This is a genomic window from Streptomyces sp. NPDC048142 (assembly GCF_043202835.1).
Classification (GTDB): Bacteria; Actinomycetota; Actinomycetes; order Streptomycetales; family Streptomycetaceae; genus Streptomyces.
In genome coordinates this window covers 85,333-110,122 of record NZ_JBIDBC010000021.1, presented here as the reverse complement: position 1 = coordinate 110,122, position 24,790 = coordinate 85,333, and the positions used below count along the sequence as shown (strand labels likewise).

Here is a 24,790-nt window from a genome sequence, read left to right as displayed (position 1 = left end):
CGGTGGACGCCGTGGAATTGGCCGTTCGGGCGCGGTGGGGGCGCTCCGCGGCCTCAGAAGCTGATGTCGTGCCCGGCCGTCGTGGTGGACAGGCGGGCGCGCCGCGCGCGGGGGACCATGGGGCCATGAGTTCCCCCGCCGGTCCGGAACGCCCGCCCCGAGAAGCCGACCAGATCAAGGTCTGGTTCCGCTTCGTCCCGCGCGAGGGCTGGCTGCCGTACGACACCGAGGGGTTGTGGGCGACGCGGCTCGGCCCGGACACCGCACGGGTGGACAACGTTCCCTTCCTCCAGGACGGGGTCGCCGAGGGCGAGACCGTACGGTTCCGGACGGACGACGACGGGGTGCACTGGGCCGTGGGCCGGGTGGCGGAATCGGGCAACTGCACCGTGCGGGTGCTGCCCGTGCCGGACGGCCCGCTCGGGCGTGACGCACGGGCCGTGCACGAGCGGCTCGCCGGCTTCGGGCTCACGGGAGAGGTCTTCAGCGCCGAGTTCCCGCTGGTCGCCCTGACCGTGCCGGGCGGTGCGGACCTGCGCGGGGTCAAGGCGCTGCTCGCCCGGGGCCGGGACGAGGGCTGGTGGCAGTTCGAGGTCTCGTGCGTCACGGACGCCTGGCGGGCCGCGTAGCGCCCCGGGCGTTGCGTGGAGAACCCGGGGCGTTACGTCTGGAAGCCGGGGCGTTACGTGTGGAACCCGGGGCGTTGTCTGTGGCGGGCCGGGGGGAAACCGGGGCCAGCCCCGGGGCCAGGGCCAGCCCCGGGGCCAGGGCCAGCGTCACCGCCACCGAGAGCCCCGCGACCGCCGCCATGCCCGTCGCGGGGGAGGTCAGCTGGGCGATGCCGCCCGCCAAGGCCGCCCCCACCCCCTGCATCGCGAGCATCCCCGAGGAGCTGAGCCCGAGCGCCTGGCCGCTCAGCGCGTCCGGGGTGAGCGCCATCAGCCGTTCCTGGAGCAGCAGACTCGCGGCGAAGCCCACGCTCGCCACAACGACGACAGCCAGCGCGAGGGGCAGCCCCGGCCGCAGGGCGAAGAGGAGATAGGGCGCGGCCAGCAACAGCCGCAGCGGGGCCCCGAGCCGGGCCCGCCACCGTGCCGTCACGAACCGTCCGACCAGCGTGTCCCCGGCCAGCATCCCCAGCGCCCCGCCGGCGAAGAGGATCCCGGCGTACCCGGGTGCGTACGCGACGTACAGGGACTCGCAGCCGACGACGAGTCCGTTGGGCACCCACAGCGCCAGGAACACGTACCGGCGCGGCACCGAAGACCAGAGCAGCGCGTTCGTCCGCCGGGTCTCGCGGACCGAAGGGCGGCCGGTGGCCCTCGGCGGCCGGGCGGTCAGCCCGAAGCGGGTCACCGCCGCCGCGACCGTGTACAGGGCCGCCCCGGCCAGCAGCGTGCCGCGCGCCGAGAACACCGCCACCAGCAGCCCGCCCACCGCGAACCCGCAGATCTGCATCGCGCCGCCCGTCATGTTGAGCACGGAGCGGCCGAGCAGGAATCCCTCGCGCGGAACGATCTCGTTGAGCAGCCCGTACCGCACGCCCCCGCCCGGTGACGAGACCACGCCCACCACCAGCAGGACGGCGAACGCGGCCCACAACGGCAGTCCGGGAGCGGCCTGGACACCGGCGGCCCCCGCCGACAGCAGGGCCAGGGCGGTCAGCGCGGCGCGCGGCGGCAGCCGGTCCGCCGCCGACAGCAGGGTGAGCGCCCCGGCCACCTGTGCCAGCGACGGGCCGAACATGGCCAGCGCCGACAGCAGGGGCGAGCCCGTCCGCGCGTACACGAGGGTGCCCAGTGCCAGGCCGGTCGCGGTCTGGGCGGCCGTCTGCACGGAGACGGCCGCGAAGAAGGGGGTGAACTCCGGGGTCCGGAACAGTTCGCGGTAGGTGCGCATGAGCGGAGTCTCCGGAAGCGGTCGCCGGAGCCGTTACTGTTTCGCGCGGACGCGAAAGCCCGGGGGGCGAGGCGGCGGGGTCGGGTTTCCGGACCGGTGGGACTGGCGGGACTGGCGGGACCAGCGGGTTCGGCGGGTTCGGCAGGGCTGACAGGATCGGCGGGACTGGCGGGACCAGCGAGCCCAGCCGGGGCCGGCGGGAAGCGCGTACAGGGGAAGAGGGAGGCGGGAGCGCGTGGGCTGGTGGCAGGTCAGCGCGGACACGCTCGCGAACAGCCGGTTCGTCGTCTCGCCGCTCGCCGAGGTCGTCGCGTGCCTGCTGCTCCTGGAGCGGGCCACCGCCGCGCACCCGGGGGAGCGCGCCTGGCTGGAGACCCACCTGCCCGCGTACCGGCAGCGGGCGGCCGACGATCCGCTCTCCGCGCTGGTGATCCGCGCCGCCCTCGCGCCCCGTTGGATCGCCGACTTCCTCATCCCCGCCCCGGTCCCCACCCCGCCGGGCCGGGCCCAACCCGCCTTCGCCGAGGAGGTCGCCCGGATCCGGGCGACCCCGCCCGACCTGGCCCGCGCCGAGCTGGCCGAGGCGCTGCGCGGCCCGTTGCCCGCCGCACTGGACCGGGACGACCTGGCCGAGCGCGCCGCCGACGCCGTGGAGTGGGTCTGGACGCACACCGTGCTGCCCGACTGGCCGAGGCGGCAGCGGATCCTGGAGGCCGATGTGATCGCCCGCGCCGCGCAGCTGGGGCGGGGCGGCTGGGCCGAGGCGCTGAACGGTATGCGGCCCGGAGTCCGCTGGCTGGGAGACAGCCGGCTCCAGATCAACACCTACGACAACCCGCCCCGCGAACTGGGCCGCGCCCAACTGCTGTTCATCCCCGTCACGCCGTACCAGTGCTGGGTCTGCTGGGACATCCCGCGCCGTTACGGGGTGGTGTACCCGTGTTCCGGCGCGCTCGCCGAGGCCGGGCGCGTTCCCGTGCCCGCGGCCCTGGGCGCGCTGATCGGCCCGGCGCGGGCGGCCGTCCTGCTACTGCTGGCCTCCCCGCTCAGCACGACCCAGCTCGTCGCGCTGACCGGGCAGGGGCTGGGCTCGGTGGGCCGTCATCTGCGGATCCTGCTGGACGCCGGGCTGGTCCGCCGCCGCCGGGCGGGCCGCTCCGTGCTCTATTTCCGTACGGACGCGGGGGACGTGCTGGTGCACGGTGTGGGCTAGAGGAGAGCTGAGAGCGCCCCGCGCACGCCCCCGGCTCGCACCCGTCCCCGGCTGGGCGACCGCCGGAAGCGCATCGGCACACGGTGCGTTCCGCATGCTTGGTGCGCATGTACGAGTCGTGACAACAGTGACTATGGGCACCACTCATCGTTGTGACAGTTTCTCTCTCGCCGCGAAAGAACCGAGCGAGGGGACCGTGCGTGAATCCGGAGTACGCCGCGTACTGCCAGGCGGACCGCCGCTTCTACGACGCGCCCCACCGCTTCTCCGGTCCGGGCGGAGTCGCCGACGAGGAACGCTCGTACTACGCGCCGCTCCGTGGCGCCGCACCCCGGGGCTGGACGCGCTCCCGGCGCGGCGACTGGCTCTCGTACAGCCCCGACGGGCTGCGGCTGCCGCCCCAGGGCTGGAAGATCCACGTCTCCGCCGCCCTCGACAACGCGGCCTCCGTGCTGGACCGGGTTCTTGCCCACTGCCTGGAACACCGGCTGGCCTTCAAGTGCGTACCGAGTCCGGGGCTGCTGGCCCTGCGCAACGCCAAGTACGCGGACCGGGCGGGCAGCGGGAAGTTCATCACCGTCTACCCGCCGTCCGACGAGGCGTTCCCCGAGGTGTGCACCGCCCTCACGCAGCTGCTGGAGGGCGAGCACGGCCCGTACATCCTGAGCGATCTGCGCTGCGGGAACGGGCCCGTGCACACCCGGTACGGGGCATTCGCCGCCCGCTTCTGCGCCGGCCCGGACGGGCGGCCCGTGCCCGCCGTCGCCGATCCGCGGGGCCGGCTCGTCCCCGACGACCGGGGCCCGTCCTTCCGCGTCCCCTCATGGGTGACCCCGCCCGGCTTCCTCATGCCGCATCTCGAAGCCCGCGCCGCCGTGGGCCTCGCGGACCTGCCGTACACCGTGGAGAAGGCGCTGCACTTCTCCAACGGCGGCGGGGTCTACCTCGGCCGCGACACCCGTACCGGCGAGCAGGTAGTCCTCAAGGAGGCCCGCCCGTACGCAGGTCTGGCCGCCGACGGGGCGGACGCCGTGGCCCGGCTGGAGCGCGAGAGGACCGCGCTGGAGCAGCTGGCCGGGCTTGACTGCGTACCGGCCGTCCGGGACGTGTTCGAGGTCGGCGACCACCACTTCCTGGTCCTGGCGTACATACCGGGCGTCACCCTGAACACCGTCTTCGCCCGCCGCTTCCCGCTCGCCCGGCAGGACCCCGCCCCGGAACTGCTCGCCGAGCACGCCGCGTGGGCCGAGGAGCTGTACGGGCGGATCGAGCGCGCCGTCGAGGCCGTACACGCCCGTGGCATCGTCATCAGCGACCTGCACATGAGCAACGTCATGGTCGACGAAGAGACCTCCCGGGTCGTCCTGCTCGACTTCGAGGCCGCCTTCCCGGCCGTCGACCAGCGCCGCCAGATCGTCGCCAACCCGGCCTTCGTGGCCCCGCCCGACCGGCGCGGCGCCGACATCGACCGCTACGCGCTGGCCTGTCTGCGGCTCGCCCTGTACCTGCCGCTCACCACGCTCTTCGGCATCGACCGCACGAAGTCCGTCGGCCTGGCGGGGGACATCGCACGCATCTTCCCGGTCACCGAGGAGACACTGCGGCCCGCGGTCGCGGAGATCCTGCGCGACACGGCGGAGCCCGACGTCCAGGCCGCTCCTGCTTCCGCTCCTGCCTCCGTCCCGGTCCCCGGCGACTGGCCGCGCAGCCGTGACGCCATGGTCCGGGCCATCGCCGCCTCCTGCACGCCCGACCGCGACGACCGGTGCTTCCCCGGCGACATCGCCCAGTTCGCCACGGCCACCGGCGGCCAGTCCTTCGCGTACGGGGCGGCCGGAGTGCTCTACGCCCTCCACGAGACGGGTGCCCCGCCGTGCGAACCGGCCGAGGACTGGCTCCTGCGGCACGCCAAGGCCCCGGCGTCCGGCAGCCCCCTCGGCTTCTACGACGGACTCACCGGCATCGCCTGGACCCTGCACCGGATCGGCCGCACCGCCGAGGCCGCCGACCTCACCCGGATCATCCTCGACCAGCCCCTGGAAGGGCTGGCGCCGGGTCTGCACAGCGGTTACGCCGGCATCGGCCTCGCCCTCGACGACCTGGCCCGCACCGCCCCCGCCGCCGAGGGCCAGGCGCTGGCCGCCGCGGCCGCCCACTGCACCGCTCTCGCCGTCCGGGCGCTCATGGAAGGCCCACCGTCGCCCCGGACCGGACTCCTCCACGGTGCGAGCGGGGTCGCCCTGCTGCTGATCCGCCGGTACGAGACCACCGGGGACACCGCCCTGCTCGACATGGCGGCAGCCGCGCTGCGGCGCGAGGTGGACCGGTGCCGGGCGGGCGACGACGGTGAACTCCTCGTCGTCGAGGGCAAGCGGCTGATGCCGTACCTCGGAGCGGGCAGCGCCGGCATCGCGGCCGTCATCGACGCCCTTCTGGCCCACCGCCCCGACCGGGAGCTGGAGGCCGCGGGCCACGCCCTGCTCCCGGCCGCGCTCTCCGCCTTCTACGTCCAGCCCGGACTCCTGCGCGGCTCGGCCGGACTCCTCATGCACTTGGCGGCCACACCCTTGTGCGACGAAGCGGCCCGAGAGCGGGCGATCGGCCTCCACACCCGACTCCTGTCCAGCCACGCACTCGCGTACGAAGGTGGCCTCGCCTTCCCCGGCGAGCAGTTGATGCGGCTGTCGATGGACCTGGCCACCGGAACCGCCGGCTGCCTGCTCGCCCTGGGCAGCGCGCTGGGCGGGTCCGCCACGCTTCCCTTCCTCGCCGCACCCCGGGCGGCGTACCCCGGCCGCGCGAGCGGCCCCACGGACCGGCTCCCTCAGGGGTCGTAGCAGCACAACCGCTCGGAACACAACCGGAGCAGCTAGTTCCGGTTACCGTCCAAGAAAGGAACACCATCATGGCGCTTCTGGACCTTCAGGTGATGGAGACTCAGGCCGAGGAGTCCTTCGGCGAGCTTGCCACGGGCAGCCAGGTCTCGCTGCTGGTCTGTGAGTACAGCTCCCTCAGCGTGACCCTCTGCACCCCGTGACACCCCGCCGCCCGGTCTGCCGGTGATCGCACCGGCGGACCGGGCGGCCCGTCCGCCGGTTCCGAGCGGTTCGTCCGCCCGGGACCGGTGGCGTCCGTACCGGTCCTCACAGGTCCCGAGCCGGAGTTCCGTACCGGCACAGGCCACGCGGCGGATTCCCGCTGCGCCGCAGCCACCGAGCAGTGCCCCGGACCGGGACGGGCCCCGGAAGGAGGACCGCGTGCGACTGACACCCCGCCCCGCGGCGGCGTCCGGCATCCGGCGGCTCGCCCGGCAGCACCCGGCCGCCCTCCTCGGGCTCCTCCTCTGCTCCACCGGCGGGGCGCTCGCCGCCCTCGCCCTGCCCGCCGCCCTGGGCCACACCGTCGACCGGCTCGTCTCCGGCGGTCCCGTGCCCTGGTCCGGGCTGCTGCTCTGCGCCGCCCTGACCCTCGCCGAGACCGGGTTCGACGCGGTGGCCGCCGTGACCGGCACGACCACCACCGCCCGGCTCACCGCGTCCCTGCGCACCCGCACCGCCGCCCGGATCCTGGCCGCCGAACCCCGCCGGGCACTCGCCCTGCCCACCGGCGACCTCGCCGCCCGGCTCACCGCCCGCACCGCCGACGCCGCGTCCGCGCCCGTCACCGCCGCCGGAGCCGTCGCGGGCGTCCTGCTCCCGCTCGGCGCGATCGCCGGACTCCTCCTCATCGACGTCTGGACGGCCGCCGCCCTGCTCCTGGGCGCACCCCTCCTCGTCGCGCTGCTGCGCACCTTCACCCGCCGGACCGCCGACGCCGGGGCCGACTACCAGCGCGCCCAGTCGCTCATCGCCCACCGGCTCACCGAGGCCCTGGAGGGCGCCGACACCATCCGCGCCGCCCGAACCGGCGCCCGCGAGCACCGCCGCGTGCTGGAACCCCTGTCCGCCCTCGCCGAACACGGCAGACGCACCTGGACCGTGTACGGGCGGGCCGTCGGCCGCAGCGGCCTCCTGCTGCCGCTGCTCCTCCTGCTGGTCCTCGCGGTCGCCGGGCTACGGCTCCACGCGGGCGCGATCGGCGTCGGCGACCTGGTCGCCGCCTCCCGCTACGCGAGCCTCGCCGTCGGCATCGGCGCCCTGACCGGCGCCCTGGGCGCCCTCGCCCGCAGCCGCGCGGCCGCGCGGAGCCTGGAGCCCCTCCTCACCCTCGCACCGCTGCCGCACCGCGGCCTTCGCCCGGTGCCCGACGCCCCCGGACGCCTCGAACTCCGGGACGTCGGCGTCGAACAGGACGGCGGCCCGCTGCTGACCGGCGTCCACCTGACCGTCCCCGGCGGCACCTCCCTGGCCGTCGTCGGGCGCTCCGGCTCCGGCAAGTCGGTGCTCGCCGCGGTCGCCGGGCGGCTGCTCGACCCGGACACCGGCAGTGTGCTGCTGGACAGCGTCCCGATGGACGGCATGGAACCGGCCAGGCTGCGCCGCGAGGTGGCATACGCCTTCGCCCGCCCCGCCCTCCCCGGCGCCACCGTCGAGGACACGATCGCCTACGGGCCCTGGACCGCCTCGCCCGAAGCCGTACGCGACGCCGCCCGCGCGGCCCGCGCCGACGGGTTCCTCGCGCTGCTCCCGTACGGCTACGCGACCCCGGTCGCCGACGCCCCGCTCTCCGGTGGCGAACGCCAACGTCTCGGACTGGCACGCGCGTTCGCCCACCCGGGCCGCCTGATGATCCTCGACGACGCGCTGTCCAGCCTCGACACCGTGACCGAGCACCACGTCCGGCGCGCGCTCGACGCCCGGGCCGGCCGCTGCACCCGGATCATCGTCGCCCACCGGCTGTCCTCGGCCGCGCGGGCGGACCAGGTCGCCTGGCTGGAGGACGGCCGGCTCCGCGCGACGGGCCGCCACGACGAGCTGTGGGCGGACCCGGACTACCGCGCGGTCTTCCGCACGGACGCAACCGCCGAGGGCACTGTTCCCGCGAGCCGTGCACCCCTGGCGCCGGTCGCAGGAGCGGAGGCCCGGTGAAGGGCGAGGAGGCCCGCCCCAGGCCCGCCGCGCAACCCGCGGCCCGCCCCCGGCGCGACGGCTCGCTGCGCCGGGTCGGCCGCGAGGCCCGGGCCTTCCTGCGGGTCCGCACCGGCGTGGTCCTGCGGCTGGCCGGCTGGTCCCTGCTGGAGTTCGCGCAGACCTTCCTCGGCGGGTTCGGGGTCGCCCGCGCGCTCGACGACGGCTTCCTGGCCGGACGCCCGCTCACCGGCCTCCTCTGGCTGGCCCTCGCCGCGATCGCCGTGCTGCCCTCCGTACCCGCCGCACGCGGCGTGTTCAGCCGGCTCGCGGACCTGGTGGAGCCGCTGCGCGACGGGCTGGTCCGGCGCGCCGTGTCCCGGGCGCTGTCCGGCGCGCTCGAACGCTCCGGCGACGTCAGCACCCGGTCCCTGTCGCAGGTCACCCATCAGAGTGAGATCGCCCGGGACGGCTGGGCCGGACTCGTCCTGACGCTGCGCTCGTTCGTGTTCACGGCCGCCGGGGCCGTCACCGGTCTACTGGCCCTCTCGCCCGCCCTCCTCCTGATCGTGCTGCCCCCGCTGCTCCTGGGGGCCGCCCTGTTCCTCGGCACCCTGCCGCCGATGGCCGCCCGCCAGCGCGACTACCTCGCCGCCGACGAGGCGTACGCCGCCCACGCCGGCCGGCTCGCCGTCTCCGTACGGGACATCGCCGCCGCCGGGGCCGCCGGGCGGACGGTGGCCGAGTCCCGGACCCTCGCCGGCGTGCAGCTCGCCGCCTCCCGTTCGCTGGCCCGCTGGTCGGCCGTACGGGTGCTGGCACTCGCCGTCTGCGGCCGGTTCCCACCGCTCCTGCTGCTCCTTGCGGCGCCCTGGCTGCTGCGGAACGGGCTCACCCCGGGCGCGCTGGTCGGCGCGCTGACCTATCTCACCCAGGCGCTCGCCCCCGCCGTCCAGGCCCTGATGACCATGCTGGGCACCGTCGGGGGCCGACTCGTCGTGGTCCTGGACCGGTTCACGGACGCGCCGCCCCCGCCCGCCGAGGACCCGCCGCCCGCCCGGGACGCCGCCCCGCCGCCGCGCGGAACCCCGGTCGCCGAACTCCACGAGGTCACCTTCGCGTACGGGCCCGGTGCCCAGCCCGTCCTGGACCGGCTCTCCCTGACCATCGCGGCGGGGGAGCACCTCGCCGTCGTCGGACCGAGCGGCAGCGGCAAGTCGACCCTGGCCGCCGTCCTCGCCGGGACCGAGCGGCCCACCGGGGGAGCGGTACGGTGGCAAGGGCGGCCGGCGCGCCCGGCCGACGCCACGTCCGTACGCGTTCTGCTGCCCCAGCACGCCTACGTGTTCAGCGGCTCGCTGCGGGACAACCTCCGCTACCTCCGCCCCGACGCCGGCGACCGGGAGATCGCGGCCATGGCGGACACACTCGGCCTGGACGCGCTGCTCTCCCGGCTCGGCTCCCTGGACGCGACGCTCGAACCGGACCGGCTCTCCCAGGGCGAACGGCAACTCATAGCCCTGGGCCGGGCCTACCTCGCCGCCCCGCCGCTGCTGATCCTCGACGAGGCCACCAGCCGGCTCGACCCGGCCGCCGAGACCCGCGCCGAGCTGGCGTTCGGGGCCCTGCCGGGAGCGCTGGTCGTCGTCGCCCACCGGCTCGGCTCGGCCCGCCGCGCCGGGCGGACCCTGGTGATGGACGGCCCGCGCACCCAGTGCGGCACCCCTGACGAGCTCCTGCGCTCCTGTGCCCTCTACCGGGATCTGTCCGGCCTCTGGAAACCGGAGGATCCGGAGGAGCCGCCGGGTCCGGAGGAGCCCGAGGAGGAACGCGGCCAGGAACGCGGCATCAGATCCACCCCGCCTCCTTCGCCCGCCTGATCGCGTCCAGCCGATTGCGCGCCCCGGACTTCCGTATGGCCGCGGCCAGGTAGTTGCGGACCGTCCCCGGCGTCAGGTGCAGTCGAGCGGCTATCCCGGCCACGGTGTCACCCCCTTCGGCCATCGAGAGCACGCTCAATTCCCGCGGTGATAACGGCATGTCGGCCACCTGCAAGAGGCTGAAGGCCAGCGACTCGTCGATATACCGTCCGCCGTCCGCCAGTTTGTGCATCACCTCGGACAGGTCGTCCACCGGGCGGTACTTGTCGATGTAGCCGAGCGCTCCCGCCTCGTACGCCCGCCGCAGACCGCGCGGCCGGTCGCTCCGGGTGAGCACGGCGAGCGGATACGGCCCACCGTCCGGTGCGGTCCTCGCCTTCACCTCGTCCAGGACGTCCAGTGTGCCCGGACAGTCGAGGTCGGTGAGGATCACGTCGGGGCCCGGCCCACTCAGCTCGGCCCGTATCGCACCGTGTTCGGCGGTGCGGACCTCTATTCCCCGTCCCGTGCCGAGGAGTGAGGCCAAAGATGCGCGCCACAGCGGCACGGTGTGGATCAACAGTACGGTTGTCATCGATCTGCCCTCAGCTTTTCTCTTCCGGCCCGACCGACGCGGAGTGCGACGGACTGAACGCATCCGGTGACGGGTTTCCAGTTGAGCGCATGGGCATTCGCGTTCGCCGACGAACGGGCTGAATAACGCCCCCGTTGGGCGCGGATGGGGGCGTTCGGATGCAAAACGGGAGCGCACATCGCCCACGGGCCCATCCGCCTCACCACCCGGGGCGTCCGGAGGGCAGGCGCAGGGCGGATTCCGCGGCTTTCCCCTCCGGACAGCCGGTTCAGTTCAGCAGGGCGCGCGCGGCATGAGCCTTGCGCCGGATGGTCTCGGCCGTCGTCGGTTCGATTCCGTCGAGGATCTCCGCGTATTCCTCCATCTCCGCCGCCCCGCGCAGGAATTCACCGCGCTGGACGAGGAGCTGGGCGCGCTCGTAGCGGAGCCTGGCCGGATGCGAGGGCAGGAGCAGCGACAGCTCCACCGCCCACAGGGCCACATCCGTGCGCTCGGGCCGGGCCGCCGCCCACGCCCGGACGTTGTTCAGGATCCGCAGCACGATCTCCAGCGGGCGTGCGGGCGTCATCATCGACGGCTCAAGGGCCGCCCCGCTCACCCCGGTGACCAGCAGCTCCGCACCCTGACCGGTCAGCGGCGCGCCCCCGGTGAACGGATCGGCCAGCACCAGGTGCTCCTGATCGCCGAAGCCGACCACGAAATGGCCCGGCAGCGCCACCCCGTACACCGGCGCGCCCGCCCGCCGGGCCACCTCGATCCAGACGACCGACAGCAGGATCGGCAGGCCCCGGCGGCGGCGCAGCACCTGCTGGAGCAGCGAGGAGTCCAGCCGCTGGTAGTCGGCCGGCGAGCCGCCGAATCCGCAGCGTTCGCCCAGCAGTTCGGCCAGGGCCGAGGCCCAGGCGGCGGGGGACCCGGAGCCGTGGGGCAGCAGGCCCGCCAGCCGGTCCAGCTCGATCTGCGCGGCATCGATGCCGTACGGGTCGGGGTCGGCCTCCCCCGGGGTCACCGCGCGGACTTCGGCCGGGCCCACCGGTCCGGCCTCCGCGCCCAGCAGCAGGCACAGGAGGGCGAGGTCCGGCCGCTCGGACCGGGCCTCCTCGGCGAACTGCCGCCGCCGCTCGGCCGTCCCGGAATCCAGCGCGCTCATATGCGACCCACGTCCCTGTCCCGGTGGTCCACGTCCCTGTGGCCCACGTTCCGGTGCCTCGCGTTCAGGTGGCCCGCGTCCCTATGACCCAGGTGCCCGTGGCCCGCGTTCCGGCGGCTCGCGTTCAGGTGGCCCGCGTCCCTATGGCCCGCGTCCCGGTGACCCACATCCGGGTGGCTCACGTCCCTGCGACCACCGTCCGGCGGTCCACCGCCTGGTCCCTCACGCCGAGCGGTAGTGGTGGTAGCGGTGGTGGGCCGCGAAGCCCATGCCGTCGTACAACGCCCGCGCCCCTTCATTGTCCTCCTCCACCTGGAGCCAGGCCGCCGAGGCGCCCTCGTCCAGCGCCCGGCGCGCGAGCGCGGTCATCACGGTGGTGGCGAGACCGCGCCGCCGCTGCTCCGGAGCGACCTCGACGGCCATGAACCCCGCCCACCGCCCGTCCACGACACACCGTCCGATCGCCGCGGGCGCGGCCGCCGGACCAGCGTCGGAAGTGCCCGGCGCTGCCGCGTCCCCCGGCACCGTGGCGAACCAGACCGAAGGGCCGCTGCCCAGCACCCGCAGCACGTGGGGGCCGGGGGTGGAGAAGCGCTGGTAGCGGGTGAGCCAGGCCGCGTCCGGCTCGCGGGTCAGGCGGACCGCCGACACGTCCGCCTCCAGGTCACCGACCGGCGCCAGCGCGGCGGTCAGCATCTGGGCCGAGACCTCGCGCCGCCAGCCGTGCCGCTCCAGCTCCGCGCACAGGATCTCCTGCGTGCCCTCGGCCCCGGTCGCCGTCTGGACGTACGCGGGCAGGCCCCGTTCCGCGTACCAGTCGCGGACCCGGCCGAGCGCCTCGTCGAGCGGCAGGCCCGGATCGCCGAGCGGAAGCACGGAGTTGGCGCGCCGGGTGAAGCCCCCGGCGGCGCGCAGCCGCCAGTCGCCCAGCGCTTCGCTCTCCACGGGCTGCCAGGCGCGCGCGGCGTGGACGGCCAGTTCCTCGAAGGAGGCGGCGGGGCCGCGCCGGCGGGCCGGGGCGGCGGGCACGACCTTGCCCGCCACCAGGGACGATTCCACGATGTGGACGGATTCGCCGCTCTTTCGTGTGATCGAGAGCACACCGTTGTCCCATGATGTGAGCACACCGACCGCGTCGGTGAATTCCGCGCCCGTGCCGTCACTGTCCGTCCGCCGTCGCACGGACACGCGTTTGCCCACGTCAGCGGGTGTGATGCGGACTTCCAGCCGTCCGCCGATGGTGAATTCCACAGCTCTGTCCGCCCCTCCTGTTCGGATCGTGCCAGAGAACGGAGATACTAGGTGCGGGCATCGACGACGCCGCGCTCCCGCGCGAGAGCCAACGCCCTACCGAGGAGGAACGACAGCGTGACCTACGTCATCGCGCAGCCTTGTGTCGACGTGAAGGACAAGGCCTGCATCGAAGAGTGCCCCGTCGACTGCATCTACGAGGGCCAGCGGTCCTTGTACATCCACCCGGACGAGTGCGTCGACTGCGGAGCCTGTGAGCCGGTCTGCCCGGTCGAGGCCATCTTCTACGAGGACGACACTCCGGAGGAGTGGAAGGACTACTACAAGGCGAACGTCGAGTTCTTCGACGACCTCGGCTCGCCGGGCGGTGCTTCCAAGCTCGGCCTCATCGAGCGCGACCACGCGTTCATCGCCGCACTGCCGCCGCAGAACCAGTAACCGGCGGCACCACGCGCGCAGCCCGGTCCCGTACGGCTTGTCACCGTGCGGGACCGAGGCGTTTCCCCGTACCGCCGGGGGTCTCACCGTGCGCCCGTTCCGCCGCCGCCCGTACGAGAACACCCGAGAAAGCAGAACGCCGTGTCCGCAGTCTCCTCCCGCCTCCCGGTCTTCCCCTGGGACAAGCTCGCGCCCTACAAGTCGACGGCCCAGGCCCACCCGGACGGCATCGTGGACCTGTCCGTCGGCACCCCGGTCGACCCGGTACCCGAGCTGGTCCGGCGGGCGCTGGTCGCCGCGGCGGACAGCCCCGGCTATCCGACGGTGTGGGGCACCGAGGCCCTGCGGGACGCGCTCACCGGCTGGGTGGAGCGCCGCCTCGGCGCGGCCGGCGTGACCCACGCCAACGTGCTGCCCGTCGTCGGTTCCAAGGAGCTGGTGGCCTGGCTGCCGACGCAGCTCGGGCTCGGCGCGGGCGACAAGGTGGCCTACCCCCGGCTCGCCTACCCGACGTACGAGGTCGGCGCCCGGCTCTGCGGCGCGGAGCCCGTCGTCTACGACGACCCGACCGAGCTGGACCCGGCGGGGCTGAAGCTGCTCTGGCTCAACTCGCCGTCCAACCCGACCGGGAAGGTGCTGCCCAAGGACGAGCTGACCCGGATCGTCGCCTGGGCGCGCGAGCACGGCGTGCTGGTCTTCAGCGACGAGTGCTACCTGGAGCTGGGCTGGGACGCCGAGCCGGTCTCGGTACTCCACCCGGACGTCTGCGGCGGTCACTACGACGGCATCGTGGCGGTCCATTCGCTCTCCAAGCGCTCCAACCTGGCCGGATACCGGGCCGCCTTCATCGCGGGCGACGCGGCCGTCCTCGGCGAGCTGCTGCTGATCCGCAAGCACGGCGGGATGATGACGCCCGCCCCTGTCCAGGCCGCCGCCGTCGCCGCCCTCGGTGACGACGTGCACGTGTCCGAGCAGCGCTCCCGTTACGCGGACCGGCGCCTCGCCCTGCGCGCGGCCCTGGAGGCGCACGGCTTCCGGATCGAGCACAGCGAGGCGAGCCTCTACCTGTGGGCGACCCGCGACGAGCCGTGCTGGGAGACCGTGGCGTACCTCGCGGAGCGGGGCATCCTGGTGGCGCCCGGCGACTTCTACGGCCCGGCGGGCGCGAGCTTCGTCCGGGTGGCGTTCACCGCGACCGACGAGCGGGTGGCGGCGGCGGTCAAGCGCCTGTCCTGACCGGGGTCGCCGCCGCGGGCGGCGGAAACGCGCCGAGGGCCTCGGGAGTGCGCACTCCCGAGGCCCTCGGCGCGTTCCTGGTGCGGGCGGGTGGATCAGCCGCCGATCGGCAGGCCGCCCAGCGGCAGACCGCCCTTGGTGAGGGCGTCGGTGGGCAGGCCGCCGCCGAGCGCGTCCGTGGGCAGACCGCCCTGGGTGAGGGCGTCGGTGGGCAGACCACCACCGGCTGCGTCGGTCACACCCCCCACGGCCTGGCCCGCGTTGCCCGCGGCCTGGCCGACGGTCTCCTGGGCGGCCGGGACGGCCACCGCGGCGGACTTGCCGAGGGTCTGGCCCGCGGCGGGAACCGCCGTGCCGACGAGCCGGCCGCCGGTCTCGCCTGCCGCCTTGGTGCCCTGCTGGGCGGCGCTGTCCACGGTGGCGCCGAGACCCGCACCGTCCAGCGCGGTCAGACCGCCCAGGTCCGGGGTCGCCGGGAGATCTGCGGCGCTCGCGGCGCCGGCCGCACCGACCACGGGGGCCGCGCCTGCGGCGATCAGCAGCGCGGCACGAGCGATCCGACGGGTCAGGGGGAGGGACATGATGCTCCTTCAGCGGGTTGTGCGCGAATCTGTCTGTCCGGTGATCGGACGCACTGATCAACCGCTTCGGGGGAGGGGAAGGTTGCGGTGGGCAAAGGTAAAGACTGAGTAATGGGTCCGATTATCCGCAGCGGAAGAACCCGGGCAAACAATCCATACCGCCGAAGCCCGATGAACCGTCACTTCCCCTGGGCCACAAGGGAATCGGAGCAGGCCCACAAGGTTGTGGGAAGTCGCGCGGAAAAGGTCCGGAGCCCTGGCTGCCAGGGTCCGAACGGGTGACGGGCCGTACTACTGAGCGACCTTGATCCTGACCGCCGCCGTGTCCGTTTCCGTACCCTTCGAGCGTTCCGTCCGCCAGCCCGTACCGGCGTCCCAGACCCGGTTCGCGTAGCTCACGCGCTCGATCCGCAGCGCCTCGGACTGCGCCACGGCCCAGTGCGCCAGCTCCCAGCCGCGTCGCGGCGAGGCCTTGTCCTCGGCCCGTTCCGCGGTCGCCGGGACGGGCACCGACACGGTCGAGGCGGCGGACGAGCCCGCGGCCACCGCGTCGGGCAGCACGTCCTCGCCGAAGGCGCGCACCAGCTCGGCCCGCACCCGCGAGGCGTCCCCGGGACCGTCCGCCGTGGCCGTCGACGGGGTGCAGTTCAGCGCGGCGGGACTGCGCCCCGTCAGCGCGGCGGCCAGCAGCGCGGCGTCCGGCTCGTGCTTCGCGTACGCCTGCGGGAAACCACTGCGCTGCACGCGCTGCGCGGCCACGGTCAGCGGCAGCCGCGAGTAGCCCGGGACCTCGGCGAGATGGTCGTAGAACTCGCCGGAGGAGTAGACGGGGTCCATGAGCTGCGCGGGCGTGCCCCAGCCCTGCGAGGGGCGCTGCTGGAACAGCCCCAGCGAGTCCCGGTCCCCGTAGTCGATATTGCGGAGCGTGGACTCCTGGAGCGCGGTGGCCAGCGCGATCGTCACCGCCCGCTCGGGCATGCCCCGGGTGGTGCCGACCGCGGAGATCGTCGCCGCGTTCACCGCCTGGGCCAGGCTCATCTCGTACGTGTGCGATGTACCGCCGTCCTCTTCGGTGGCCTCGACGACGCAGCGGGGCCGGTTCTTCGAGCCGGAGGAGTCGTACTGCACGGCCAGATAGCCGCCCAGGGCCGCGAGCACGGCGAAGGCAGCCGCGAATCGGACGATGCGGCTGCGGCGGGCGGGGCTGGCTGTCCGGGGCACGGGCCCACCGTACTGGAGGGCCCGGCCGGGGCCGATACCCCTGTCGCTTAGGGTCGGGTCCATGGCCGACAGCACCCTTGACCTCACCCTGGACGGACCGGCGCTCACCGCCCGGCTCGTCGACTTCCCCTCGGTCAGCGGGGAGGAGAAGGCCCTCGCCGACGCGGTCGAATCGGCCCTGCGCGCCCTGCCGCACCTCACCGTCGACCGCCACGGCAACAACGTCGTCGCCCGCACGGACCTGGGCCGCGCCGAACGTGTCGTCCTCGCCGGGCACATCGACACCGTGCCGATCGCCGACAACGTCCCCTCCCGCCTCGACGGCAACGGGATCCTCTGGGGCTGCGGGACCTCCGACATGAAGTCCGGCGTCGCCGTCCAGCTCCGGATCGCCGCGACGGTCCCCGAGCCCAACCGCGACCTGACCTTCATCTTCTACGACAACGAAGAGGTCGCCGCGCACCTCAACGGGCTCGGCCACATCGCCGACGCCCACCCCGAGTGGCTCGCCGGAGACTTCGCCGTCCTCCTGGAGCCCTCCGACGGCGAGGTCGAGGGCGGCTGCCAGGGCACGCTGCGGGTCCACCTGCGGACGACGGGGGAGAGGGCCCACTCCGCACGCGGCTGGCGGGGCTCCAACGCCGTCCACGCCGCCGCCCCGGTCCTGGCGAGGCTCGCCGCGTACGAGCCCCGCCGCCCGGTCATCGACGGCCTCGAATACCGCGAGGGGCTCAACGCCGTCGGCATCGAGGGCGGCGTCGCCACCAACGTCATCCCGGACGCCTGCACCGTCGTCGTCAACTACCGCTACGCCCCCGACCGCACCGAGGAGGAGGCGGTCGCCCACGTCCGCGAGGTCTTCGCCGGCTGCGGGGTGGCGGAATTCGTCGTCGACGACCACTCCGGCGCGGCCATGCCCGGCCTCTCGCACCCCGCCGCCCAGGCGTTCATGGCCGCCGTCGGCGGCACCGCCCGCCCCAAGTTCGGCTGGACCGACGTCTCCCGCTTCGGCGCGCTCGGCGTGCCCGCGGTGAACTACGGGCCGGGCGACCCGATGTACGCCCACAAGCGCGACGAGCACGTGGCCGTCGAGAGGATCACCCACTGCGAGGACCGGCTGCGCTCCTGGCTGACCACCTGACGCACGGCATTCCCCCGTACGTAACCTCCGCCGATCTACGCTGGCCGCACGCAGTACGACACGACCCAGCACGACGCGGGTCGGTGGAGGGAGCGGAACATGGGCAACGCCGAGGACGCACGGATCCCTGAGGGTGCGGAAGTTCCCGAGGGCGCGGTCAGCCCCGAGGAAAAGTGGCTGGGCCCGGTCCTGCGCCGAAGGGAGCAGGTCCAGCCCGGCACGACCGACCAGCGGCTGCTGGACTCCGAGGGTGATTCCGAGTGGGTGCACACCGACCCCTGGCGGGTGATGCGCATCCAGTCGGAGTTCGTCGAGGGCTTCGGCGCACTCGCCGAACTGCCGAGCGCGATCAGCGTCTTCGGCTCGGCCCGCACCCCGGCCGGCTCGCCGGAGTACGAGGCCGGGGTGGCGATCGGCAAGGCGCTGGTCGACGCGGGCTTCGCGGTGATCACCGGCGGCGGTCCGGGCGCGATGGAGGCCGCCAACAAGGGCGCCCGGGAGGCGAAGGGCGTCTCGGTCGGCCTCGGCATCGAGCTGCCCTTCGAGTCGGGCCTCAACCCGCACGTCGACATCGGCGTCAACTTCCGCTACTTCTTCGTCCGCAAGACGATGTTCGTGAAGTACGCCCAGGGCTTCGTGGTCCTGCCCGGCGGCCTCGGCACCCTGGACGAACTCTTCGAGGCGCTGACCCTCGTCCAGACCGGCAAGGTCACCCGCTTCCCGATCGTCCTGTTCGGCACCGCCTACTGGGGCGGCCTGATCGACTGGCTGCGCGACACGGTGGTGGCCCAGGGCAAGGCGTCGGAGAAGGACCTGATGCTCTTCCACGTGACGGACGACGTGGAAGAAGCGGTGACGCTGGTCACGAAGGAGGTCGGGCGGTGAACGGCTGAGCCTGCCCGGCAGAACCGAGCCCGTCCGGTAAAACTGAGCGCGTTCGGCAGAGCCGAGCCCGTCCGGCGCTTGAGGACATCTTTCAGCCCCTCCGGCGCTTGAGGAGCGGGGTCCAGGGGCAGCGGCCCCGGGCCCCGCCGGGCAGGCGCTAGGCGCCAGGCCCTACGCCAGCCCCCTCCGTGCCACGGCCGGAGGCCGATGTCCGGCAATCGACGCCACCATGTCCAGCACCTGCCGTGTCTCCGCCACCTCATGCACCCGGTACACCTGCGCCCCCAGCCACGCCGATACCGCCGTCGTCGCCAGCGTGCCGATCACCCGCTCCTTCACCGGCCGGTCCAGCGTCTCCCCGACGAAGTCCTTGTTGGACAGGGACACCAGCACCGGCCACCCGGTCTCCGTCATCTCGCCGAGCCGCCGCGTCGCCTCCAGCGAGTGCCGGGTGTTCTTCCCGAAGTCGTGACCCGGATCGATCATGATCCCGTCCGGCCGCACCCCGAGCTCCACCGCCCGCTCGGCCAGCCCCACCGTCACCCGCAGGATGTCCGCCATCACGTCCTCGTACGCGATCCGGTGCGGCCGGGTCCGCGGCTCCGAGCCGCCCGCGTGCGTGCACACCAGACCCGCCCCGTACCGCGCTGCGACCTCCGCCAGCTTCGGGTCCACCCCGCCCCACGCGTCGTTCAGCAGGTCCGCCCCGGCCTCGCAGACCGCCTCGCCCACGTCGTGCCGCCAGGTGTCCACGCTGATCACCACGTCCGGGTGGCGGCGGCGGACCTCGGCGACGAACCCGACCGTGCGGTGCGCCTCCTCCCCGGCGCTCACCTCCTCGCCGGGGCCCGCCTTCACCCCGCCGATGTCGATGATCGCGGCGCCATCGGCCACCGCCTGCTCGACCCGGGCGAGCGCCGGCCCATCCCCGAAGGTGGCGCCCTGGTCGTAGAAGGAGTCCGGGGTCCGGTTCACGATCGCCATGATCACCGGCTCGTGCGGACCGAACTCCCGCCGCCCCAGCCTGAGTGCACCGCTTCGCATCCCGTGTTTCCTCCTCAGTAGCCCGCCTGCGACCCTAACGGTCGGCCCGATCGGTCAGTGCCGCATGGCACGATCGGAGCCGGACGAGGTTTCCGCCCCCGGGGAGATGCGCGTGTTCTGGTTCTTGCTGCTCACGATGGTCGTGGTCGTCACCGCGGTCACCCTCGCGGTGGTCGGCGGCGGGGGCAGCGCCGTGCTCCGGGATGTTCCGCCCGAGCGGTTCATTGACCCGCTGCCCGCGACCCGCCCGGTCGGCCGGGCGGACGTCGAGGCGCTGCGCCTGCCGATGGCCCCCCGCGGCTACCGGATGGCGGACGTCGACGAGGCGCTGTCCCGGCTCGGCGCCGAGCTGGCCGAGCGCGACGCCCGGATCGCGGAGCTGGAATCCAGCCTGGCCGGGGCACAGGCGGCCGCGTTGACGAAGAGCACCGACCTCTTCGAGCAGCCGGGCGACCGGCCCGCCGGGCCGGGCGACCAGCAGACCGGCGGCCCCGGCCGCACCGAGGAGGACGGGCGATGAGCGGCGGAGCCCTGGCCGCCCCCGACGGCGGGCTGCGCTGCCCGTGGGGCCTGTCCACCGAGGACTACCTCGACTACCACGACACCGAGTGGGGCCGGGCGGTCCACGGGGACGACGCCCTGTTCGAACGGCTCTGCCTGGAGGCCTTCCAGTCCGGGCTCTCCTGGCTCACGATCCTGCGCCGCCGCGAGACCTTCCGTACCGCGTTCGAGGGATTCCGGATCGAGGCGGTCGCGAAGTTCACCGACACCGACCGGGAGCGGCTCCTGGCCGACCCGGGGATCATCCGCAACAAGGCCAAGGTCGACGCGACCCTCGCCAACGCGAAGGTGCTCGCCGACTGGCCGGCCGGGGAGCTGGACGAGCTGATCTGGTCCTACGCCCCCGACCCGGCCGGCCGGCCCGTCCCGCGCACGCTGTCGGACGTTCCGGCCGTCACGCCGGAGTCCACCGCGCTCGCCAAGGAGCTGAAGAAGCGCTCGATCCGCTTCGTCGGCCCCACCACCGCCTACGCACTGATGCAGGCCTGCGGACTGGTCGACGACCACCTCGCGGACTGCGTGGCGCGCGGCGGCGGCAGCCCACCGCGCTGAGCCGGGGCTACTTCCCGAGGTAGACGGGCTTCTCCTTGGCCAGGAACGCCTCCACCGCGATGGTGTGGTCCTGCGACGCGCCCGCCCGGGTCTGGAGTTCGTCCTCCTTCTCCAGCGCCTCGGCGAGCGTGTGCCCGGCGCCGTACGCCATCGACTCCTTCAGCGCCGCGTACGCCACCGTGGGGCCGTCGGCGAGGGTACGGGCGACCTCGGCCGCCTGCTCGGCCAGCTCGGCCGCCGGGACGACACGGTTGACGAGACCCAGCTCCAAGGCGTCCTGCGCGGAGACCGAACGCGGGAAGAACAGCAGATCGGCGGCGCGGCTCGGCCCGATCAGCCGGGGCAGGGTCCAGGACACGCCCGAGTCGGCGCTGAGGGCGACGCCCGCGAACGAGGTGTTGAAGGAAGCGGTGTCGGCGACCACCCGGTAGTCGGCCGCCAGGGCGAAACCGAACCCGGCCCCGGCCGCGACGCCGTTCACCCCGGCGACGACCGGCTTCGCCATCTCGGTGATCGCCCGGACGATCGGGTTGTAGTGCTCCCGCACCGTGCTCAGCGCGTTGCCGCTGCCCGCCTCGCGGGTGGCCGTGAGCGAGGCGACGTGCTCCTTGAGGTCCTGGCCGACGCAGAAGGCGCGCCCGGTGGCCGTGAGCAGCACCGCCCGGACGTCCGTGTCCGCCGACGCCTCCAGCAGCGCGTCCCGCAGCGCGACCTTCGCCGCGGTGTTCATGGCGTTCATCGCGCCGGGTCGGTTGATCGTGATCGTCGCGAGACCCTCGCTCACGTCGTACAGGACGGTGTTCGCCGGCTCGTCGGCCATTTCCGGTATCCCCTCGCTGCTCGGGCATCGTTGCCACTGGAGGCAAGCATGGCCGATGCGGGGATGGGCAGAGATGTGACCTGCGTCTAACAATTGGCTCTCACCTGGAGGTCCGGGGCGGCGCAGTATCGCAGCCGGATCGCCGAATTGGGTGGTTTTGAGAGAGCGCGTTGCGCAAGCGATGCAGACCGATGTTGGTCATCCGGGTCATTGATGCGGGATAATGGCGAAGAAGCAATGTGTTCGATGCCGGTGAGGCAGCGCCTGTCATGGGGCCGCCGGTTGCGATGAGCTGGTTTCAGGAAGGGGAACGAGCATGGCGGCCATGAAGCCGCGGACGGGCGACGGCCCGCTCGAGGTGACAAAGGAGGGGCGGGGCATCGTCATGCGCGTTCCGCTCGAAGGCGGCGGTCGGCTTGTTGTCGAGCTGACTCCGGACGAGGCCGATGCCCTCGGCGACGCGCTGAAGAAGGTCGTCGGCTGACGCGGAACGCCCATCACCTTCACCACTGCCCGGTACGGAATCCGTACCGGGCAGTGGTGCGTCCTGATGAGGAAGCCGAGGACCCGAAGCCGAGGATCCACGGTGCTCAGCCGCGCCGGACCGCGCAGAGCAGGCCGTCGCCGACCGGCAGCAGGGCCGACATCAGCTCCTGGCTCTCGCGCACCGCCCGCAGCAGCTCCCGCAGCCGCAGCACCTCGGCCGGCTGGGCCGCGGAGTCGACGGTACGGCCGTCCGCGAAGACGCCCTCGAAGCAGACCAGGCCGCCGGGCCGCAGCAGGCGCAACGATTCAGCGAGCACATCGAGGCTCTCCAGCCGGTCGCCGTCGCAGAAGACGAGGTCGTAACCGCCGTCCGCGAGCCGGGGCAGGACGTCCAGGGCGCGGCCGGGGATGAACCGGGCCCGGTTGGTGGCGAAGCCCGCCTCGCGGAACGCCTCCCGGGCGAACTGCTGACGCTCGGGCTCGGGGTCCACCGTGGTCAGGACCCCGTCCCGCCGCATTCCGTGCAGAAGATACATGCCGGACACGCCGGTGCCCGTGCCGATCTCCGCCACCGCTTTGGCGTCCGCGGCGGCGGCCAGCAGGCGCAGAGCGGCGCCGGTGCCCGGTGACACCGAGCGAAGCCCCAGCTCGCGAGCCCGCTCCCGGGCCCCGTGCAGTGCTTCGTCCTCGGCGACAAAGGCGTCGGCGAACGCCCAGCTCGTCTGCCGGTTGGCGGTAATGACCCTCTCCTGTCCCCGTAGTTGGCGCAACGGTGACTGTATCCGCTGGACCCGGGAACCCGCAGATGGGACCGGGCGTTGTGCAAGCAGTGGGGAAAGCGCAGCGACCGGGTCCGCGGATCGGACCGGCGAGCTGCGGGGAAGTCCCGGGTGACGCCCGGCCCCATCAGGGAAAAGGCTTATCCGGAGCTAACGGGCGAGGTGGCTATGGTAGGGGCTCCACTGGACTCCACCAGAGCCGATAGGGGAGGTGCGGCTGCGCCTGTGGACCGGGGCGGGGTGCTGCGGCGCCTGCTCAGGTCGGCCGGTGAGCCGAAATCCGTGACCAACATTGCTGACCGTTCTTCCGAAGACTCCGCACCGACCGCGACCTTCGCCTCTGATGCGGACTCTCAGGCGTGGACCCCGCCCTCATGGGAAGAGATCGTCAGCACGCACAGCAGCCGCGTGTACCGCCTCGCCTACCGGCTGACGGGAAACCAGCATGACGCCGAGGATCTGACCCAGGAGGTCTTCGTCCGGGTGTTCCGCTCGCTGTCGACGTACACGCCCGGCACCTTCGAGGGCTGGCTGCACCGCATCACGACCAATCTCTTCCTGGACATGGTCCGGCGCAAGCAGCGCATCCGGTTCGACTCGCTCGGCGACGACGCGGCCGAGCGACTGCCCAGCCGCGAGCCGTCCCCGCAGCAGGTCTTCAACGACACCCACTTCGACGCCGACGTGCAGCAGGCGCTGGACACCCTCGCGCCCGAGTTCCGTGCGGCCGTGGTCCTCTGTGACATCGAGGGCCTCAGCTACGAGGAGATCGCCGCGACCCTCGGGGTGAAGCTCGGCACCGTCCGCAGCCGTATCCACCGCGGCCGCTCGCACCTGCGCAAGGCGCTCAAGCACCGTTCGCCCGAGGCCCGCGCCGAGCAGCGCTCCCTGGCGGACGCGGTCCTGGCGGGGGAGGGCGGAACGGCGTGAGCGACACCGGACCCACCCCCGCGGAAGCGCACCTGGGGGACCGCCTCGCCGCGCTGGTCGACGGCGAGCTGAAACACGACGCCCGCGATCGGGTCCTGGCCCACCTGGCGACCTGCGCCAGGTGCAAGGCCGAGGCCGATGCCCAGCGCCGCCTCAAGAGCGCCTTCGCCATGTCCGCCTCACCGTCGCCCTCCGAGGGGTTCCTGGCCCGCCTGCAGGGCCTTCCCGGCGGTCCTGGCGGCGACGACGCCGGCTCCGGCGGACCGTTCGGCGGCCGGGGAGCCTTCGCCGACGAGTTCTTCCCCGCGCTGCGTCCCTCCGGCGGCAGCACCCGCGCCGACACCGCGCGCTCCCCCCTGGACGGCTTCGGATATCTCCCCGCCACCCACGGCTCCACCGCCGTGCTGCCCGGCGGCTCCGCGGCCGGTTCGGTCTTCCGGATACACGAGGTGGCCCGCGACGCGGACCGCTCGCCCTGGCGCGGGCGGCGCTTCGCGTTCGCCGCGGCCAGCGCCGTCTCCCTCGCGGCCATCGCGCTGGGCGGCACGCTGCCGCTGGACTCCGGCCCCGAATCCTCCCTGCGCGCCGAGGGCGCCGGGAACAACGTCACCCCGCTCGACGCCCGGACCCGCGCCGAGAACGGCACCGAAGCGGTCAGCCGCCGGGGCGGCGGCGCCCTCGCGGTGACCGGCGAGGGCCGGGCGGCCGGGCAGCCCGGATCCGGCACGGCCCCCACCGCGACGAACGGGATGCCGCGGTCGCTCACCGGGGCGACCCCGGTGGCTCCGGTTCTCACTCCTCCGGTGGACAAGGAGGGGTCGTCGAACGTTCCGACGCTGTTCGGCGTCCCGCCCTCGGGCGCACACCCGTTCACGCTCCCCGCGCTGAACGTGTCCGTGTCGCCGCTGATACGTCCGACCATGTCCGGCGCCCCGCTGCCGGCGGCGGCGCTCGGCAGCGGTGCGGTGCCGAGGACGAACCCTTCCGCGGTCACCCCGGGGCCGCCCCCGGGCTCGCCCGCCAACGATCTGGCGAGCCCGCTTTCCCCCCGGCCCTGACCGGACCCTGCGCGACGGTTCGTAAACCTGGTTGAATTCCGGTGAGGGACGCCTCTGTGGGGCGTGCAGAGGCCAGTTGCGGGGA

At 73.7% G+C, this 24,790-nt stretch carries 24 protein-coding genes; 15 read left to right on the top strand and 9 right to left on the bottom strand.

Translation table 11 applies throughout. From position 1 onward, the window contains the following. Positions 1–125 precede the first annotated feature (125 nt). Positions 126–629 (top strand): DUF4265 domain-containing protein, encoded by a 504-nt coding sequence (locus ACGF2Y_RS24610; RefSeq protein WP_392951274.1) that lies wholly within the window; start codon positions 126–128, stop codon positions 627–629. Here the strand turns inward: ACGF2Y_RS24610 and ACGF2Y_RS24605 are convergent. Beyond that, a complete protein-coding gene (locus ACGF2Y_RS24605) occupies positions 604–1,899 on the bottom strand; it encodes an MFS transporter (RefSeq protein ID WP_392951271.1) in 1,296 nt (431 codons plus the stop codon). The two genes, ACGF2Y_RS24610 and ACGF2Y_RS24605, sit on opposite strands and share 26 nt — an antisense overlap. 235 nt (positions 1,900–2,134) lie before the next feature. Here ACGF2Y_RS24605 and ACGF2Y_RS24600 point away from each other — a divergent pair, with 235 nt between their 5' ends. The 5 genes from ACGF2Y_RS24600 to ACGF2Y_RS24580 all read left to right on the top strand — a co-directional run bounded on the left by ACGF2Y_RS24600 (position 2,135) and on the right by ACGF2Y_RS24580 (position 9,998). Next, a complete protein-coding gene (locus ACGF2Y_RS24600) occupies positions 2,135–3,112 on the top strand; it encodes a winged helix-turn-helix domain-containing protein (protein ID WP_392951269.1) in 978 nt (325 codons plus the stop codon). Between the two features lie 200 nt (positions 3,113–3,312). Continuing rightward, on the top strand, positions 3,313–5,949 hold the full coding sequence (gene lanKC / locus ACGF2Y_RS24595; protein WP_392951266.1) for a class III lanthionine synthetase LanKC: 2,637 nt from the start codon (positions 3,313–3,315) through the stop codon (positions 5,947–5,949). Positions 5,950–6,017: 68 nt separating this feature from the next. Beyond that, positions 6,018–6,149 (top strand): SapB/AmfS family lanthipeptide, encoded by a 132-nt coding sequence (locus tag ACGF2Y_RS24590; protein WP_392951263.1) that lies wholly within the window; start codon positions 6,018–6,020, stop codon positions 6,147–6,149. 220 nt (positions 6,150–6,369) lie between these two features. Then, positions 6,370–8,139 carry an ATP-binding cassette domain-containing protein gene (locus tag ACGF2Y_RS24585; RefSeq protein WP_392951260.1) on the top strand — a complete coding sequence of 590 codons (1,770 nt, stop codon included), beginning with the start codon at positions 6,370–6,372 and terminating at the stop codon, positions 8,137–8,139. Beyond that, complete coding sequence (locus tag ACGF2Y_RS24580; protein ID WP_392951257.1) at positions 8,136–9,998, top strand: ATP-binding cassette domain-containing protein; 1,863 nt, start codon at positions 8,136–8,138, stop codon at positions 9,996–9,998. The genes ACGF2Y_RS24585 and ACGF2Y_RS24580 overlap by 4 nt, the downstream gene beginning before the upstream one ends. Here the strand turns inward: ACGF2Y_RS24580 and ACGF2Y_RS24575 are convergent. The 3 genes from ACGF2Y_RS24575 to ACGF2Y_RS24565 form a co-directional block, all read right to left on the bottom strand. Beyond that, a complete protein-coding gene (locus ACGF2Y_RS24575) occupies positions 9,967–10,572 on the bottom strand; it encodes a LuxR C-terminal-related transcriptional regulator (protein WP_392951254.1) in 606 nt (201 codons plus the stop codon). The genes ACGF2Y_RS24580 and ACGF2Y_RS24575 overlap by 32 nt on opposite strands. A 268-nt stretch (positions 10,573–10,840) precedes the next feature. Then, a complete protein-coding gene (locus tag ACGF2Y_RS24570) occupies positions 10,841–11,722 on the bottom strand; it encodes a tetratricopeptide repeat protein (protein WP_392951251.1) in 882 nt (293 codons plus the stop codon). Between the two features lie 222 nt (positions 11,723–11,944). Beyond that, positions 11,945–12,973, bottom strand: coding sequence for a GNAT family N-acetyltransferase (locus tag ACGF2Y_RS24565; RefSeq protein ID WP_392951248.1), 1,029 nt, complete (start codon positions 12,971–12,973; stop codon positions 11,945–11,947). A gap of 117 nt (positions 12,974–13,090) precedes the next feature. Between ACGF2Y_RS24565 and fdxA the strand changes: the two genes are divergently transcribed. Beyond that, the gene (gene fdxA / locus ACGF2Y_RS24560; protein WP_018956287.1) at positions 13,091–13,411 is read left to right on the top strand and encodes a ferredoxin; all 321 of its coding nucleotides are present in this window, start codon (positions 13,091–13,093) and stop codon (positions 13,409–13,411) included. A gap of 141 nt (positions 13,412–13,552) precedes the next feature. Continuing rightward, positions 13,553–14,647 carry a succinyldiaminopimelate transaminase gene (dapC, locus tag ACGF2Y_RS24555; protein WP_392951245.1) on the top strand — a complete coding sequence of 365 codons (1,095 nt, stop codon included), beginning with the start codon at positions 13,553–13,555 and terminating at the stop codon, positions 14,645–14,647. Between the two features lie 95 nt (positions 14,648–14,742). Here the strand turns inward: dapC and ACGF2Y_RS24550 are convergent, their stop codons facing one another. Both ACGF2Y_RS24550 and ACGF2Y_RS24545 read right to left on the bottom strand, forming a co-directional pair. Then, a complete protein-coding gene (locus tag ACGF2Y_RS24550; protein WP_392951242.1) occupies positions 14,743–15,228 on the bottom strand; it encodes an ATP-binding protein in 486 nt (161 codons plus the stop codon). Between the two features lie 291 nt (positions 15,229–15,519). Next, the gene (locus tag ACGF2Y_RS24545; protein ID WP_392951239.1) at positions 15,520–16,449 is read right to left on the bottom strand and encodes a hypothetical protein; all 930 of its coding nucleotides are present in this window, start codon (positions 16,447–16,449) and stop codon (positions 15,520–15,522) included. Positions 16,450–16,510: 61 nt separating this feature from the next. Here ACGF2Y_RS24545 and dapE point away from each other — a divergent pair, with 61 nt between their 5' ends. Then, positions 16,511–17,590, top strand: a complete 1,080-nt coding sequence (gene dapE / locus ACGF2Y_RS24540; protein WP_392951236.1) for a succinyl-diaminopimelate desuccinylase — start codon at positions 16,511–16,513, stop codon at positions 17,588–17,590. A gap of 99 nt (positions 17,591–17,689) precedes the next feature. Continuing rightward, positions 17,690–18,475 (top strand): TIGR00730 family Rossman fold protein, encoded by a 786-nt coding sequence (locus ACGF2Y_RS24535; protein WP_392951233.1) that lies wholly within the window; start codon positions 17,690–17,692, stop codon positions 18,473–18,475. A gap of 171 nt (positions 18,476–18,646) precedes the next feature. Here ACGF2Y_RS24535 and folP read toward each other — a convergent pair whose 3' ends face one another. Then, positions 18,647–19,519: a dihydropteroate synthase gene (gene folP, locus ACGF2Y_RS24530; protein ID WP_392951230.1), complete on the bottom strand. Its 873-nt coding sequence runs from the start codon at positions 19,517–19,519 to the stop codon at positions 18,647–18,649. A 64-nt stretch (positions 19,520–19,583) separates the two neighbouring features. Between folP and ACGF2Y_RS24525 the strand changes: the two genes are divergently transcribed. Together ACGF2Y_RS24525 and ACGF2Y_RS24520 are read left to right on the top strand one after the other, a co-directional pair. Further along, a complete protein-coding gene (locus tag ACGF2Y_RS24525) occupies positions 19,584–20,039 on the top strand; it encodes a DivIVA domain-containing protein (RefSeq protein ID WP_392951227.1) in 456 nt (151 codons plus the stop codon). Next, positions 20,036–20,632, top strand: a complete 597-nt coding sequence (locus tag ACGF2Y_RS24520; RefSeq protein WP_392951224.1) for a DNA-3-methyladenine glycosylase I — start codon at positions 20,036–20,038, stop codon at positions 20,630–20,632. The genes ACGF2Y_RS24525 and ACGF2Y_RS24520 overlap by 4 nt, the downstream gene beginning before the upstream one ends. Positions 20,633–20,639: 7 nt before the next feature. Here the strand turns inward: ACGF2Y_RS24520 and ACGF2Y_RS24515 are convergent, their stop codons facing one another. Further along, on the bottom strand, positions 20,640–21,452 hold the full coding sequence (locus ACGF2Y_RS24515) for an enoyl-CoA hydratase/isomerase family protein (protein WP_392951221.1): 813 nt from the start codon (positions 21,450–21,452) through the stop codon (positions 20,640–20,642). 316 nt (positions 21,453–21,768) lie between these two features. Here ACGF2Y_RS24515 and ACGF2Y_RS24510 point away from each other — a divergent pair, with 316 nt between their 5' ends. Continuing rightward, positions 21,769–21,936, top strand: coding sequence for a DUF3117 domain-containing protein (locus ACGF2Y_RS24510; protein WP_003966491.1), 168 nt, complete (start codon positions 21,769–21,771; stop codon positions 21,934–21,936). A gap of 106 nt (positions 21,937–22,042) precedes the next feature. On the opposite strand, the gene ACGF2Y_RS24505 is transcribed toward ACGF2Y_RS24510, so the two are convergent. After that, positions 22,043–22,708, bottom strand: coding sequence for an O-methyltransferase (locus ACGF2Y_RS24505; protein ID WP_392951218.1), 666 nt, complete (start codon positions 22,706–22,708; stop codon positions 22,043–22,045). A 177-nt stretch (positions 22,709–22,885) separates the two neighbouring features. Here ACGF2Y_RS24505 and sigE point away from each other — a divergent pair, with 177 nt between their 5' ends. Both sigE and ACGF2Y_RS24495 read left to right on the top strand, forming a co-directional pair. Beyond that, the gene (sigE, locus tag ACGF2Y_RS24500) at positions 22,886–23,647 is read left to right on the top strand and encodes an RNA polymerase sigma factor SigE (RefSeq protein WP_392951215.1); all 762 of its coding nucleotides are present in this window, start codon (positions 22,886–22,888) and stop codon (positions 23,645–23,647) included. Then, the gene (locus tag ACGF2Y_RS24495) at positions 23,644–24,705 is read left to right on the top strand and encodes a zf-HC2 domain-containing protein (RefSeq protein ID WP_392951212.1); all 1,062 of its coding nucleotides are present in this window, start codon (positions 23,644–23,646) and stop codon (positions 24,703–24,705) included. The genes sigE and ACGF2Y_RS24495 overlap by 4 nt, the downstream gene beginning before the upstream one ends. Positions 24,706–24,790 lie beyond the last annotated feature (85 nt).